Origin of the sequence: Sphingomonas sp. PvP018, from assembly GCF_017876865.1 — a bacterium.
Lineage (GTDB): Bacteria > Pseudomonadota > Alphaproteobacteria > Sphingomonadales > Sphingomonadaceae > Sphingomonas > Sphingomonas aerolata.
The window spans coordinates 2,165,001-2,179,706 of record NZ_JAGIOU010000001.1 but is presented as its reverse complement, the minus strand read 5'-3'; the positions used below and the strand labels follow the sequence as shown (position 1 = coordinate 2,179,706).

General features: G+C 68.3%; 14 protein-coding genes (1 of these 14 cut by a window edge). 9 read left to right on the top strand and 5 right to left on the bottom strand.

Features of this window, described 5'->3' with window-relative positions; translation table 11 throughout:
- Positions 1-62: 62 nt before the first annotated feature.
- Positions 63-938 carry a tRNA glutamyl-Q(34) synthetase GluQRS gene (gene gluQRS / locus J3A66_RS09535; protein ID WP_348634025.1) on the top strand — a complete coding sequence of 292 codons (876 nt, stop codon included), beginning with the start codon at positions 63-65 and terminating at the stop codon, positions 936-938.
- 224 nt (positions 939-1,162) lie between these two features.
- On the opposite strand, the gene J3A66_RS09530 is transcribed toward gluQRS, so the two are convergent.
- Positions 1,163-2,638 carry a S41 family peptidase gene (locus J3A66_RS09530; protein ID WP_244180484.1) on the bottom strand — a complete coding sequence of 492 codons (1,476 nt, stop codon included), beginning with the start codon at positions 2,636-2,638 and terminating at the stop codon, positions 1,163-1,165.
- A 137-nt stretch (positions 2,639-2,775) separates the two neighbouring features.
- Here J3A66_RS09530 and J3A66_RS09525 point away from each other — a divergent pair, with 137 nt between their 5' ends.
- From J3A66_RS09525 to egtD, 4 genes are all read left to right on the top strand, one after another.
- Positions 2,776-3,003, top strand: coding sequence for a twin transmembrane helix small protein (locus J3A66_RS09525; RefSeq protein WP_031395690.1), 228 nt, complete (start codon positions 2,776-2,778; stop codon positions 3,001-3,003).
- A 19-nt stretch (positions 3,004-3,022) separates the two neighbouring features.
- On the top strand, positions 3,023-3,589 hold the full coding sequence (locus J3A66_RS09520; RefSeq protein WP_031395689.1) for a cob(I)yrinic acid a,c-diamide adenosyltransferase: 567 nt from the start codon (positions 3,023-3,025) through the stop codon (positions 3,587-3,589).
- Positions 3,590-3,656: 67 nt separating this feature from the next.
- The gene (egtB, locus tag J3A66_RS09515) at positions 3,657-4,934 is read left to right on the top strand and encodes an ergothioneine biosynthesis protein EgtB (RefSeq protein WP_209568477.1); all 1,278 of its coding nucleotides are present in this window, start codon (positions 3,657-3,659) and stop codon (positions 4,932-4,934) included.
- Positions 4,934-5,911 (top strand): L-histidine N(alpha)-methyltransferase, encoded by a 978-nt coding sequence (egtD, locus tag J3A66_RS09510; protein ID WP_192141161.1) that lies wholly within the window; start codon positions 4,934-4,936, stop codon positions 5,909-5,911. The genes egtB and egtD overlap by 1 nt, the downstream gene beginning before the upstream one ends.
- A 125-nt stretch (positions 5,912-6,036) precedes the next feature.
- Here the strand turns inward: egtD and ppa are convergent, their stop codons facing one another.
- From ppa to J3A66_RS09495, 3 genes are all read right to left on the bottom strand, one after another.
- On the bottom strand, positions 6,037-6,615 hold the full coding sequence (gene ppa, locus J3A66_RS09505; RefSeq protein ID WP_031393175.1) for an inorganic diphosphatase: 579 nt from the start codon (positions 6,613-6,615) through the stop codon (positions 6,037-6,039).
- 77 nt (positions 6,616-6,692) lie between these two features.
- Complete coding sequence (locus J3A66_RS09500; protein WP_107931320.1) at positions 6,693-8,606, bottom strand: M61 family metallopeptidase; 1,914 nt, start codon at positions 8,604-8,606, stop codon at positions 6,693-6,695.
- A 224-nt stretch (positions 8,607-8,830) separates the two neighbouring features.
- A complete protein-coding gene (locus J3A66_RS09495) occupies positions 8,831-9,481 on the bottom strand; it encodes a DUF1345 domain-containing protein (RefSeq protein ID WP_037531656.1) in 651 nt (216 codons plus the stop codon).
- 49 nt (positions 9,482-9,530) lie between these two features.
- Between J3A66_RS09495 and hisS the strand changes: the two genes are divergently transcribed.
- From hisS to J3A66_RS09475, 4 genes are all read left to right on the top strand, one after another.
- Positions 9,531-10,775: a histidine--tRNA ligase gene (gene hisS, locus J3A66_RS09490; RefSeq protein WP_107045049.1), complete on the top strand. Its 1,245-nt coding sequence runs from the start codon at positions 9,531-9,533 to the stop codon at positions 10,773-10,775.
- A 106-nt stretch (positions 10,776-10,881) separates the two neighbouring features.
- Positions 10,882-11,955, top strand: coding sequence for a peptide chain release factor 1 (prfA, locus tag J3A66_RS09485; RefSeq protein WP_107045050.1), 1,074 nt, complete (start codon positions 10,882-10,884; stop codon positions 11,953-11,955).
- Between the two features lie 117 nt (positions 11,956-12,072).
- Positions 12,073-12,924 carry a peptide chain release factor N(5)-glutamine methyltransferase gene (prmC, locus tag J3A66_RS09480; RefSeq protein WP_209568475.1) on the top strand — a complete coding sequence of 284 codons (852 nt, stop codon included), beginning with the start codon at positions 12,073-12,075 and terminating at the stop codon, positions 12,922-12,924.
- A gap of 260 nt (positions 12,925-13,184) precedes the next feature.
- Positions 13,185-14,417: a DUF4167 domain-containing protein gene (locus tag J3A66_RS09475; protein WP_209568472.1), complete on the top strand. Its 1,233-nt coding sequence runs from the start codon at positions 13,185-13,187 to the stop codon at positions 14,415-14,417.
- Positions 14,418-14,517: 100 nt separating this feature from the next.
- On the opposite strand, the gene J3A66_RS09470 is transcribed toward J3A66_RS09475, so the two are convergent.
- On the bottom strand, positions 14,518-14,706 hold the 3' portion of the coding sequence (locus J3A66_RS09470; RefSeq protein WP_031394022.1) for a hypothetical protein. It continues 102 nt past the right edge of the window; the window shows 189 of its 291 coding nt (coding positions 103-291); its start codon lies beyond the right edge, outside the window; the stop codon is at positions 14,518-14,520.

Genomic DNA, 14,706 nt, shown 5'->3' with positions numbered 1-14,706 from the left:
GCTTTCGCGCACCGGCATGACAGGGTCATGACAGCACGGCGCGGGACATGGGGTCAAGTCCAGTGAACAGCGCGGAATTCGTCACGACGCGGTTCGCGCCCAGTCCGACCGGGCGGCTGCACCTTGGCCATGCGCTGTCGGCGATCCGCGCGCACGACTTTGCGCGGGCGCGGGGCGGGCGGTTCCTGCTGCGGATCGAGGATATCGACATGGGCCGCAGCCGGCCCGAGCATGTCGCGGGGATCGTGGAGGATCTGCGCTGGCTGGGGCTGGACTGGGACGATCTGTCCCACCAGTCGGCGCGGCTCGCATCCTATCAGGCGGCACTCGACGGATTGAACGCGCGCGGGCTGCTCTATCCGTGTTTCTGCACGCGCGCGGAGATCGCGGCGAGCCTGTCGGCGCCGCATGCCGGAGACGCCGCGGTCTATCCGGGGACGTGCCGGCGGCTGGCGCCCGCGGAGGTCGCGGCGCGGATGGGGGAGGCGCATTGCTGGCGGCTCGACATGGTAGCGGCGCTCAGCGTGACGGGACCGCTCGACTGGGCGGATGCGCGCGCGGGGACGGTGCGTGCCGATCCGGCGGCGCAGGGCGATGTGGTGCTCGCGCGCAAGGATGCGCCCGCCAGCTATCATCTCGCGGTGACGCTCGACGATGCGGCGCAGGGCGTCACCGACGTGGTGCGCGGCGACGACCTGTTCGCGGCGACCGACGTGCACCGGCTGTTGCAGGCGCTGCTGGGGCTGCCGACGCCGCGCTATCATCATCATCCGCTGATGCTGGGGGCGGATGGTGCGCGGCTGGCCAAGCGCACCGGCGCGCCCTCGCTCGCGGCCATGCGCGAACGGGGGGAGGATGGGTTGGCGGTCGCGGCGGGGGTGCGGGCGATGCTGGCGGGGGATGCTCACCGGGATGCTCCCCACGTGCCGTCATCCTGACGAAAGTCAGGATCCAGGGTTACCGGGGGGCGGCGTGTTCGGCTCTGGATCCTGACTTTCGTCAGGATGACGGGTGGGGCGGTGGGGCGCTGGCCATGCCCCTCGTCATCCTGACGCAGGTCAGGATCCAGGGTTACGGGGTGCGGCGTGTTTGGCTCTGGGCCCTGACTTTCGTCAGGGTGACGGGGTGGGTGGGGTGACCCGGCCCCGTCGCGCCGGGCGGGTCAATAGAGGCCGGGGACTTCGCGTTGCGGGGTGGTGGGGTGGTCGGGGATGAGCAGCGCGCGCGTGGGGAGGTCGGTCGTCGGCGTGGGCGTGCTGGTGCGGGCCGACGCGGTCGCCGCGGTCGCGGTGACGGGCAGGCAGCTGCGGCCGGCGAGGAAGTCGATCGCCTGCCGCGTCGAGGCTTCGCGCGGGTCGCCGAGCGGATAGCGGATATCGTCCTCGGCCCGGCAGCTCGCCTCGACCGTGCCGGCCAGCCCGTCATAATAGGCGCCCTGGCGTGCGGCGTTCTGCGTCGACAGCGCGACCACGCGCAGACGGTCGTCGCAGGCGGCGCGGTCGAGCCCGATCTGGCCGACGGGCTTGCCATAGGTGTTCGTGCCGATCAGCCCGGCAGCGCTGTGCAGATACGGGATCATCGCGTTGATGACGAGTTCGCTCGCCGAGGCGGTCCCGCCCGTGCCGATGAACGCGACGCGCGTCGGCGCGATCGATTCGGGCTGCGGCGCGAAGAAGCGCGTCGTGTTGTTGGCGGATTTTTCGGTGCGGAAGGTCGTGTAGCTCGAGACTTCGGAGGTCGCGCGGTTGCGACCGAGCAGGTCGGTCATCAGCTCCGCGATCGAGATCAGCCCGCCGCCATTATAGCGCAGGTCGATGACGATATCGGTGACGTTCTGCGCGCGGAAACTGGCAAAGGCGGCGCGCAGCGCGGGGTCGGCGGTCGAGATGAACGTCCGGAGGTTGATATACCCATAGTTGCGCCCGCCATCGGCGATGACCTTTGCGCCGTAGCGGCTCGAGACCGGGAGCAGCGCAAAATCGGTCTTCGTCAGCGTGATGTCGCGCGTGCCCTGCGCGTCGCGGATCTGCAGCACGCGGCTGGTGCCGACCGTGTCCGGGCCGAGCGCGGTCGAGACGCCCGCGCTACCCTCTGCGGCGAAGATCGCGCTGACGGTCCGCAGCGTGTTGGCGTTGGTCCCGATCGCGACGATTTCGGCACCGCGATCGACCTGCGCCGCCAACGCGGCGCCGCCTTCGAAGGATTCGATGACATAGGCACGGCGCCCGCTGCCATCGATGCCGAGACGGAAGCCGAAGCCGGCATTGGAACCGGCCTCATAATAGGCGTCCTCCTCCTTGATCGACGTCAGATAGGTGAAATAGCGGTCGCGGCGCTGGCCGCGCGCGGTCGCGGTCAGCGCGTCGATATAGGCGTCGACGGTCGTATAGGGTGTCGGGTCGAGGCTGGCGGGCAGCGTCTCGGGGAACAGATACCATTCGCGCAGCTGCGCCGCTGCCCAGTCCTGCCGCTCGCGCAGGCTGCACCCCGCGACGGTCGTCGGGGTGGTCGTGCCGGTGGTCGGGGTGGACACCCCGGGCGTACCGCCGGTCGATCCCGACACCGCGCCGGAGTCTCCGCCGCACGCACTCAACATAGCCAGCATCGCCAGGCTGGCGCCGATCCGTCCGTTACGCATACTCATTCCCCCATTTGTCACGATGCTAGCCGGGAAGATCGAGGCTGTCAGCGTAGAATTCCGCCCGTTTCGAGGCTTGTCCGACGACCGGCGGAACGGCCATTGCGGGGCGGGGCGCGCATGCCTAGATTGTCGTCATGAACACCTTCCTCGTCATCCTCCTGATCGCGGCGATGATCGCGACGCTCGTTGCTCTGGTGCGCGGGGTGGTGACGTTCCTGCAGGACCAGTCGGCGCAGGTGAAGGACGGGGGGCCGAGCGCCGCGTCGCTGAAATCGAACCGGATGATGCAGCAGCGCATCTTCTTCCAGGCGATCGCGATCCTGATCGTCGTGCTGATCCTGTTCGCCGCGGGCCGGACCTGAGCCCGAAGGGCGTAACGTCATGGTAAAGCTGAACAAGATCTACACGCGGACCGGCGACGCGGGGACCACGGGGCTGGTCGACGGGTCGCGCGTGTCCAAGGCGTGCCCGCGGATGCAGGCGATCGGCGATGTCGACGAGGCGAACAGCGCGATCGGCGTGGCCGCGGTGGCGCTGGGCGATCATCCGCTTGGCCGAGCGCTCGAGCGGATCCAGAACGACCTGTTCGATCTCGGCGCGGACATCGCGACGCCGGGTGAGGATTTCGCGCCGTCGGAAATGACGCTGCGGATCATCGGTTCGCAGGTCGAGCGGCTCGAAGGCGAGATCGACGCGATGACCGCGCAGATGGCGCCGCTGACCAGCTTCATCCTGCCGGGTGGATCGCCGGGCGCCGCGGCGCTGCATCTGGCGCGCGCGATCACGCGCCGCGCCGAGCGCGCGGTGGTCGCGGTCGACGACCCGATCAATCCATTGGCATTAGCGTATGTTAACCGCCTGTCGGATTTCCTGTTCGTCGCCGCGCGTGCGGTGAACCAAAACGGGGCGAGCGACGTTCTTTGGCGACCGGGGGCAACGCGCGGATAGCGCTCCGTATCGCTGCATCCTTTTATAAGGGGCCGTGCCGCGTGCATCGCCCGCACGAGGACAGTCGATGCCGAACCCCGTCCCCACCCATAATCCCACGACCCTGCCTGACACGGACGCGCTCGGTCGGCGCTTCGCTGCCGTGCGCGATCTGTCGATCGCGCTGGCCGCGCCGCTGTCGGATGCGGATGCGACGGTGCAGTCGATGCCCGACGCGTCGCCGACCAAATGGCATCTGGCGCATACCAGCTGGTTCTTCGAGACGTTCGTGCTGCGCGATCATGTCGCCGGCTACCGGCTGCACGACGAACGCTTCCCGTTCCTGTTCAACAGCTATTACGAGGCGGAGGGCCGGCGGCATGCGCGCGACCGGCGCGGGATGACCACGCGGCCGACGCTCGACGAGGTCCGCGCCTACCGCGCGCATGTCGATGCGGCGCTGGTCGCGGCTCTGCCCGATCTGCCCGAGGCGGCGCGCGAGCTCGTGGCGCTCGGCTGCCATCACGAGGAGCAGCACCAGGAATTGCTGGTGACCGACATCCTCCATTTGTTTTCGGAAAATCCCCTCGAGCCCGCAGTCTGGGCTGCGCCGCGCAAGGTGCCGGTCGAGATGCCGGGCGCGATCGGCTGGATCGAACGCGACGCCGGGATCGCGCGGATGGGGCATGACGGCGACGGCTTCGCGTTCGATTGCGAGACGCCGCGGCACGACACGCTGCTCGCGCGCCACGCGGTCGCCGACCGGACGGTGACCAATGGCGAATGGGCGGCGTTCATTGCCGATGGCGGCTATAGCGAGCCGCGCCACTGGCTCGCCGATGGCTGGGCCTGGGTGAAGGCGGAGGGCATCGTCGCGCCGATGTACTGGGAAGAACGCGACGGGGGCTGGACGCGGTTCGGGCTCGACGGGCGGCGCGCGATCGATCCCGCCGCGCCGGTGACGCATGTCAGTTTCTACGAGGCGGACGCCTATGCCAGCTGGGCGGGCGCGCGGCTGCCGACCGAGGCCGAATGGGAGGCCGTCGCGGCGGACTATGCCGGCGATGGCGGCAATCAGATGGATGCGGCGGGCCCGGTCGAGCCGCGGCCGGCACGCGCCGGCGACCCGGCCTTTTTCGGCGACGTCTGGGAATGGACGGGGAGCGCCTATCGGCCCTATCCCGGCTTCCGCGCGGTCGAGGGTGCGGTCGGCGAGTATAACGGCAAGTTCATGAGCGGACAGTTCGTGCTGCGCGGCGGGAGCTGCGCGACGCCGCGCGGCCATGCGCGCGCGAGCTACCGCAATTTCTTCTACCCGCACCAGCGCTGGCAGTTCACCGGCGTCCGGCTCGCCAAGGATATCTGATGTTGAAGCGTGAAATCGAAGACGGCGAGCAGAGCCTGGCCGATCCCGCCTTCCGGGCGGACGTGCTCGCCGGGCTGGAACGGCGGCCGCGCGCGATTCCGGCGCGCTGGTTCTATGACCGGCGCGGGTCGGAGCTGTTCGAGGCGATCACCGACCTGCCCGAATATTATCCGACGCGGACCGAGCGCTCGATCCTCGAGACCGCCTGTCCCGAGGTCGCCGAGATTGCCGGTGCAGGACGTGCGGTGGTCGAATTCGGGTCGGGGTCGTCGAGCAAGACGCCGATCCTGCTGAGCGCGGTGGCGCCGTCGGTCTATGTGCCGATCGATATCTCGGGCGATTTCCTGCGCGAATCGTCGCGCGTGCTCGCGGCGCAGTTCCCCGAGCTGCTGGTCCTGCCGTTCGAGGCGGATTTCATGCGGCCGCTGGCATTGCCGAAGACGATCGCGGACACGCCCAAGCTCGGCTTCTTTCCGGGGTCGACGATCGGTAACATGATCCCGCTGATGGCGGTCGACCTGTTGAAGGCGATGCGCGCGTCGCTCGGGATTGGCGCGATGCTGCTGATCGGGATGGACCGGATCAAGGATCCGGCGGTGCTGGTCCCCGCCTATGACGATGCGCAGGGCGTGACCGCGGCGTTCAACATGAACCTGCTCGAGCGGATCAACCGCGAGCTCGACGCCGACGTGCCGGTCGAGGCGTTCCGGCACAAGGCGGTGTGGAACGATGACCGCGCGCGGATCGAGATGCATCTCGAGGCGCAGCGCGACGCCGCATTCACGATCGAGGGGCGGCCGTTCGATATCGCCGCGGGCGAGACGATCCACACCGAGAACAGCCACAAATACGGGTCACGCGATGCGCGGATCCTGTTGCGGTCGGGCGGGTGGACGCCGATCCGCGAGTGGACCGATCCGGCGGGGTTGTTCTCGCTGTATCTGGCGGAAGCGCAGGCGGAGCGGCCGGCGCCGTAAGGGCGGGGCAGGTGCTTCGACTTCGCTCAGCACGAACGGGGTTTGGTGTTTCGCGGCCCCGTTCGCCCTGAGCGCAGTCGAAGGGCGCGCCGGGTGCGCGCCGCTTCGACTTCGGTCGCTTGTGATCAGCGGCCTGCGGCGTCGTCCGCGTTCATGGGCTCGTCGCCCTGCTTCTTGGCCTCTTCGTAGCGCTCGATCGCCTCGATCGTGATGCGCTTGGCTTCCTCGGCATCGCCCCACTTGCCGACGCGGACCCACTTCTTCTTCTCGAGGTCCTTATAGTGGGTGAAGAAATGCTCGATCTGCTCGAACACGATCTCGGGCACGTCGGCACGGCCGCCGACGTTCGAATAATAGGGGAACACGTCGTTGACGGGGACGCAGACGAGCTTCTCGTCGCCGCCGGCCTCGTCCTCGAGGTTGAGCACCGCGATCGGGCGCGCGCGGACGACGCAGCCCGGGATGAACGGCGAGCGCGCGATCACGAGCGCGTCGAGCGGGTCGCCATCGGGGCTGAGCGTGTGCGGCACGAAGCCGTAGTTCGCGGGGTAGCGCATCGGCGTGTGCAGGATGCGGTCGACGAACAGCGCGCCCGATGCCTTGTCGAACTCGTACTTCACGGGCTCGCCGCCGGTCGGGACTTCGATGATGACGTTCAGGTCTTCGGGCGGGTTCTTGCCCGTCGGGATGAGGTCGATACGCATGGCGGTCCTTTCAGAAATGGCGGTGCCGGCCGCTTCCCCTTGGGGAGGCGGCCGGCACCGGAAAAATATCGGAACTGTCAGCGCGGCATCAGCAACTTGTCCAGTCCGCCGTCACCTGTACCGACCTTCTCGAGCCGCGGATAGCGCGGGCCGTCATGGTAATCGAGCGAGACGTCGCGGAATCGCTCGTTGTTTTTTACAGTCAGACGGATCGGCAGCTTTGTGCCCTGGGCCGCCAGAATTGCCGCTTTCATGCGGTCCGACGAGTAGGACTCGCCGTTGACCGCCTCGATTTCGGTGCCGACGTCGATCCCGGCGCGGAACGCGGGGCTGTCCCAGATCGAGGCAGTCACGACGCCGTCCTTGTTCATCACCAAGCCCAGCGAATAGCTGACATCGGTGCCGCGGCTCTTCTCCGCCTGCTTCAGATACGGGCTCTGCACGGGGCCATAGACCAGCTTGTAGCCGTTCATCGCAAAGCCGTTGATCGGCGCGGGCTTGCCCGTCTCGGTCAGCCGCGTGTTGAGGAAGCCGGCCCAGTCATAGGGCAGGATCCCGTTGAGCGTCTTGGCGACGTCGTCGAACGTATAGGTGACCTCGCCATAGTCACCGTTGCGGATGCCGAAGAAGGCTCGCGCGAAATCGTCGATCGACTTGGTGCCGCCCGACTTCTGGCGGAGCATCGCGTCGACCTCCATCCAGACCATCAGCCCTTCATTGTAGTAATCCTCCGACCGCTGCCAGCTGGTCCAGCCCTTGGGACGGCGCGACGAGATGACCGGATCGTTGGTGGTGTCGATCAGCGGGCGCCACTGGCGACCCTGCGCGGTGTCGTAGGTGCCCAGAATCGAGGCATAGCCGTCGAGCGTGTCCTGCTTGCTGACCAGACCCGAGCGCGCCTGGAGCACATAGCCCCAGAACTGCGTCTGGCCCTCATAGACCCAGAGCAGCGAGTTGCGCATCGGCGTGCGGAAATCGGGGGTCCACAGGTCGGCGCCGCGGCGGAACTTGCCGTCCCAGCTGTGCGTGAATTCGTGCGGCAACAGGTTGCGCGCCGACGCGCCCGTCTCCCATTCGGTGAAATAGCCGGGGCGGACGCCGTTTTCCGAGCTGCGATGATGTTCGAGCCCGATCCCGCCGAGCTGGTCGGTGATCGAGAGCAGGAACTCGTAGTGATCATAATGCTCGGCGCCGAAGGTGCGCGCGGCCTGGTCGACGAGCCGCTTGTGCGCGTCGATCTGTTCGGGCTTGGCGGCGAGCTGGTCGGGGGTGTCGGCGAAGACGTTGAGGTCGACCTTCGGGCTCAAAGGCCAGACCTTGCCGTATTTGCCCGCGAGGATCGGCGAATCGACGAGGATCTCGTAATTGGTCCGGTCATAGGCATAGGTCGCGCCCGAGACCTTGGCGGGGACCGCACCCGCGGCGGTCCAGCCGGTCGGGTAGGTGACGGTCATCTTCACCGGGATCTGACGCGTATAATAGCCGGCGGGATAGAGGCTGACCGAGTTCGGCTGGAGGCTGATCATCGTCGGGGTCATGACGACACGGCCCTGGTCCGCCTTGGTCGCGGAGATGAACTGGAAGGTCGCGTCGAGCTGTTTGGTGCCCGCGGGGACGTCGATGTGGAAGGCGTAGACGTCGACCGGATCGCGCGTCCAGGGCAGGATCCGGCCGTTCGCGCGGATCACCAGCCCGGCGAGCTTCTCGATCTCGCCGCGTGGCGCATGGTTGCCGGGCAGCCATTTCGGGAAAAGCAGCGCCATCTTGCCCGATTTGGCGACGGGGATCGTCTCCTTGACGCGGAAGATGCCGCGCTCGGTATCGGTCGCGTCGATGTCGAGCAGGATCGTGCCGGGATAGGGCGTGTCCTGTGCGGCGGGGATCGTGTCGACGAACGGCACCGGCTGTGGTGCGGTGTTGCCGGCGGGGACTTGCGCGACCGCGGGAAGTGCAGACGCGAGCAGGGATGCGACGAGAAGCTTGCGGATCAAGGAAAAGGCCTTCCGGCAGAGAGACGATGGTCAAGGTGTAAGCGGCAGAAAGGGCAGTCGTCCAGCCCTTTGCCGGGGGGTATAGTTTCGCGTCGCAGGCGTTTGGTGCGTCGCGCTTTGCCACATGCGCCGTCATCCTGACGAACGTCAGGATCCAGGGTTACGGGCGGTGGTGTTTATGGCTCTGGATCCTGACTTTCGTCAGGATGACGGAAGGGGCAGGGTCAGCTGCTGCCGAGCACGTTGATGGTGAAGGCGAGCACGCCGATGTTGAAGACGAACGCGGCCATGCACTGGCCCAATGCGACCTTGCGCACGCGCCGCGACGTGATCTCGACGTCGGAGGTCTGGAAGGTCATGCCGAGCGTGAAGGCGAAATAGGCGAAGTCCCAGTAATCGGGCTCGGCGCAGGAGGGGAAGTCCAGCCCGCCCGCGTCGCTGCCATCCGCGGCGTCGCTGTAGAACAGATGCGCGTAATGCAGCGTGTAGACCATGTTCGAGAACAGCCAGGCGAGCACCAGGGTCGTGACCGAGATCAGGACCGCGACGAGATCGGTCTTGCCCTGCAATTCCTTCGCCACCGCGACGAGCACGACGATCAGGATCGTCCCGCTGAACGCGAGCAGCACCGCGCGGTTGGCGTCGTTCTCGTCCGCATAGCGCCGCATCCGCTCCGCGGTGGCGTTGCCGAACAAGGTCGCGACGGTGGCGAGGAACAGGACCGCGGCGATATCGAACGCCGCCATCGTGCCGCGGCCCAGCCCCAGTCGGGGGATCAGCGCGACGAGGCCGATCGCGAAGACGCATGCAAACAGCACGAAGCGCGGCGGGGCGATGCGCCGGCCGAGCCCCCAATAGCGGACGTCGTTGCTCATGTGACGGCGCTAGCGCTTCGCGGGCACGTCGCCTAGATACGCGCGCATCATGGCCAGAACAGAAACCCCGCGTCGCATCCGCGGCACTCAGGACATCTTCGGCGACGAGCAGCGCCGTTTCGCGCATGTTCTCAGCACCTTCGAACGCGTGCGCGCGCTCTATTGCTTTCAGCGGATCGACATCCCGGTGTTCGAATCCACCGCGGTGTTCGCGCGCTCGCTCGGCGAGACGACCGACGTCGTGTCGAAGGAGATGTACACGTTCGAGGATCGCGGCGGAGATTCGCTGACGCTGCGGCCCGAATTCACCGCGGGCATCGCGCGTGCCTATCTGACCGAGGGCTGGCAGCAGTTCGCGCCGCTGAAAATCACGACGAGCGGCCCGGTGTTCCGCTACGAACGCCCGCAAAAGGGGCGGTTCCGGCAGTTCCACCAGATCGACGCCGAGGTGATCGGCGCGGCGGAACCCGCGGCGGATGTCGAGCTGCTGGTGCTGGCGGACCAGTTGCTGCGCGAACTCGGCATTGCCGACGGCGTGACGTTGCAGCTGAACACTTTGGGCGATGCCGAGACGCGCGAGGCATGGCGCGCGGCGCTGGTCGCGCATTTCGAGGCGCATCGCGGCGAGCTCTCCGAAGACAGCCTGACCCGGCTCGAGAAGAACCCGATGCGGATCCTCGATTCGAAGGACCCGAAGGACCGCCCGATCGCGGACAGCGCGCCCGATATCGACGCGTATCTGACGCCCGAGGCGCGCGCGTTCTTCGACGCGGTGACTGCGGGGCTCGATGCCGCGGGCGTCGCGTGGGAGCGCAATGCGCGGCTGGTGCGCGGGCTCGATTATTACCGCCACACCGCGTTCGAGTTCGTGACCGATCGGCTGGGATCGCAGGGGACGGTGCTGGCCGGCGGGCGCTATGACGGGTTGATCGGGTCGCTGGGCGGGCCCGAGACGGCGGGTGTCGGCTGGGCCGCGGGCGTCGAACGGCTGGCGATGTTGCTCGACGAGCCGGCGGCGGCGGGGATCGACGCGGTGGTCGTGCCGATGGGTGCCGCGGCCGAAGCACGCGCGACCGGCATCGTCGCGGATCTGCGCCGTGCGGGCGTGGCGGTCGAGATGGCGTACAAGGGCAAGATGAAGGCGCGGATGGCGAAGGCGGATGCGCTCGGCGCGCGGTTCGCGATCATCCTTGGCGATGACGAGCTCGCCAAGGGCGTGGGCGCGGTGAAAGCGCTCGCGACCGGCACGCAGACCGAGGTCGCGTTCGCCGATCTGGCGGAGGCGCTGCGTTGAGCCTCCCCGTCATCCCGGCGCAGGCCGGGATCCAGCGCCATGAAGGCTGCGCCCGGTCACCCTGGATCCCAGCGTTCGCTGGGATGACGCAGGAGGGAGCGTCCGCATGACCCAGATCTCCCCGGACCGCATCCGCGCAATCGAGGCGCGGCGGGACGAGTTGCAGGCGCTGATGTCGACCGGCGACCTGCCGTCGGATCGCTTCGTCGCGGTGTCGAAGGAATATGCCGAGCTCGAACCCGTCGCGCAGGCCGCCACCGAGGTGCGACGGCTGCGGCAGGAGGCCGAAAGCCTCGCCTTCATGGCCGAGGATGCCGATGACGAACTGCGCGCGATGGCGTCGGAGGAATTGCACGAGAATCGCACGCTGCTCGAGACCGCGGACCGCAAGCTCGCGCTCGCGTTACTGCCGCGCGATTCCGCGGACGAGCGCTCGGCGATGCTCGAGGTGCGCGCCGGGACCGGCGGCGACGAGGCGGCGCTGTTCGCTGGCGACCTGTTCCGGATGTACCAGCGTTATGCCGAATCGCAGGGCTGGCGGGTCGAGATGATCTCGGGATCGTCGTCGGACGCGGGCGGCTTCAAGGAAGTCGTCGCCAGCGTCACGGGGCAGGGCGTGTTCGCGAAGCTGAAGTTCGAGAGCGGCGTCCACCGCGTCCAGCGCGTGCCCGCGACCGAGGCGGGCGGCCGGATCCACACCTCGGCGGCGACCGTCGCGGTGCTGCCCGAGGCTGAGGAGGTCGACGTCAAGATCGACGACAAGGACCTGCGCATCGACGTCTATCGCTCGTCCGGGCCGGGCGGTCAGTCGGTCAACACGACCGACTCTGCCGTGCGGATCGTGCACATCCCGACCGGGCTGACGGTGATCCAGCAGGACGAGAAGTCGCAGCACAAGAACAAGGCCAAGGCTTTGCGCGTGCTGCGGACGCGGCTCTACGAGGCGGAGCGCGACCGGCTGCATGCCGAGCGCGCGGGCGCGCGCAAATCGATGGTCGGGTCGGGCGATCGATCGGAGCGGATCCGGACGTATAATTTCCCGCAAGGCCGCGTGACCGATCACCGCATCAACCTGACGCTGCACCGCCTGCCGGAAATCGTCGCGGGCGATATGGGCGAGCTGATCGGTGCGCTGGTGTCGCAGGACGAGGCGGACCGGCTGGCGCAGCTGGATGGCTGAGGTTGCCTTCTTCCCCCCCTCCCGCAAGCGGGAGGGGGCCGGGGGGTGGGCGCGCGGCCGGTTCCAAACGGGCGGGGCACTGGAGTTGTTCGACACATCGCCGACGGTGCGACCGCGGTGAGCGCGAGCCCACCCCCCAACCCCCTCCCGCAAGCGGGCGGGGGGGTAAGTCAGGCCCTCGCCACGGCGGCCGCGCGCTTCGCCTTCTCCGCCACCCCCCGCCTCGACGCCGAACTGCTGATGGCGCACGCGCTGGGCGTCGAGCGGAACGCGATCCTGCTCGATCCCGACCGCTACGCCGTTCCCGCCGGTTTCGCGGCGCTGGTCGAGCGCCGTCTGCGGCATGAGCCGATCGCCTATATCACCGGCACGCGCGGCTTCTGGTCGATCGATCTCGCGGTCGGGCCGGGGGCGCTGGTGCCCCGCGCCGACAGCGAGACGCTGCTGATCGCCGCGCAGGCGCATTTTGCCGGCGGTGCGCCCGCGACCATCCTCGATCTCGGCACCGGCCCCGGCACGCTGCTGCTCGCCGCGCTCGACGAATGGCCCGCGCGCGGTCTCGGCATCGACTTTTCGGCGGAGGCGCTCGGCTATGCGCGCGCCAATGCGGCGGCGCTGGGGATGGCGGACCGTGCGCAGTTTTTGCGCGGTAACTGGGCGGACGCGATCGAGGGGCGGTTCGACCTGATCCTCGCCAACCCGCCCTATATCGGTACCGCCGAGACGCTGCCGCCCGAGGTCCGCGATCACGAACCGCACGCGGCGCTGTTCGCAGGTGCGGACGGGCTCGACGATTACCGGATCCTCGCGACGCAGCTCCCCGCGCTGATCGCACCCGGCGGCGCGGCGGTGATCGAGATCGGCGCGACGCAGGCGGGACCGGTCTCGGCGCTGCTCGAGGCGGCGGGGCTGCACGTTGCGCTACATCATGATTATGGCGGAAACCCGCGCGTCCTGCTCGCGCGATGACCGGCGCGACTTGACGATTATGGCCTGCCGCCGCATATTTCGCTTGTGGGAGGCCCTTCCGGGCCGCTATCACGTGGGCAGGGGCACGCAATCTCGACAACTTGGTCGTTTTTGAGCGTTGACCCGCATCCTTCGCCTTAAAGTCGCTGCAGTCCGGCGGCCCTGGCAAGTCCGACGCATCGTCATCGGTGCGCGGCGGGGGGTTTGCACCGCATTTCGGAGCACGACCAGATTTTGGTTCGACGACTGAGGACACAAGCTTGATCAACAACCGGCAAGCCGGCCGCCGTCGCGGTCGTGGCAACAATAATAATGGCGGCGGTGGCGGCGGTGGCGGTCAACGTCAGGGCGGCGGCGGTGGGGGTGGCCAGGGTGGCCGCGACACCGGCAACCGCATCGACAGCCGCGCGCGCGGCAACGCGAGCCAATTGTACGAGAAGTACAAGAACCTGGCGCGCGACGCGCAGATGCAGGGCGACCGCGTCAACATCGAATATTATCTCCAGTTCGCGGATCATTATTTCCGCGTGCTGAGCGAGACCCGCGCGCGCTTCGAAGAGAGCCAGCCCCAGGCGCAGCAGCAGCCGCGTCGCCAGCAGCCGTTCGATCTCGACGGCGACGACGATTATGGCGACGAGGGCGAACCGATCCGCTCGGGCGAGCAGCAGGGCAGCCAGCAAAACGGGCAGCAGCATGGGCAGCAGCACGGCCAGCAGGGATCCGGCGATCAGGCGGCGATGGCGAATGGCGGCCAGTCCAATGGCCAGTATTCCAACGCCCGCGCGCCCCGTGAGAACCAGGGCCGGGAAAACCAGGGCCGTGACGACCGCTCGCAGCGCGACGATCGCCCACGCTACGAAGCGAACCGCAACGAGGGTCAGCGCAGCGATGGTCAGCGTAACGACGGTCAGCGTGGCGAGGCCCGCGGCCCGCGGACGACGCAGTCGCGCGACGAGCAGCCCGGTGACGAGCAGGCCCAGCAGCGCGAGAGCCAGCCCCGCGAAAACCAGGGCCGTGACGACTATCGCGATGCCCCGCGCCGCGACACCATCCGTCGCACGCCACGCGCCGCGCGGCCGGTCCAGGCCGAGTCCGAGCAGCAGGGCGAGCGCATGGAAGAGGTCGCCGCCCGCAGCGTAACACCGGTCACGCCCGACGCCGCCACGCCCGATGACCGGTCGTCCGCGCCGCAGTCCATGGTCGAGCCGGTCGACGTCGCGACCGCGAGCGCCCCGGCGCCCGCGTCGGACGGTTCGGGCGAGGAGCAGCCCCGCCGTCGTGGTCGCCCGCGTCGCGACCGCAGTCTCGACGCGCCGGTCGCCACGGACGATGCCGCACCCGCGGCATTCGACGCAGATCGCCTGCCGCCATCGCTCGGCATTTCGGCGTCGGCACCCGCACCGGCCGCCGACGCCTCGGCGGACGGCGCAGCCGCGGAAAAGCCGCGCCGCCGTCGCGTCCGCGTCGCCACCGACGAGGTCGAGGCGGGCTGACCGTCGCGCCAGACGGCAAAATCGAAAAAGGCCGGTATCGCGACGCTGCGGTACCGGCCTTTTTCGTGTCATCGCTCGGCCGCGCGCATCGCCCGGACGGCTAGTCGATCCGAGTCACGTCCTCGTCATGGCCGCTGCCCGAACTCAGGAAGACGAGCCCCATCAACAACCCGGCCATGATCACCGATCCGCCGACCCCACCAAGAATCGCGAGCATCGTCACGAGGTGCAGCGCCCCCTGAAGATGCGCCATCGCGACGATGACGCCCGCGGCGCAGATCGCCGCCGC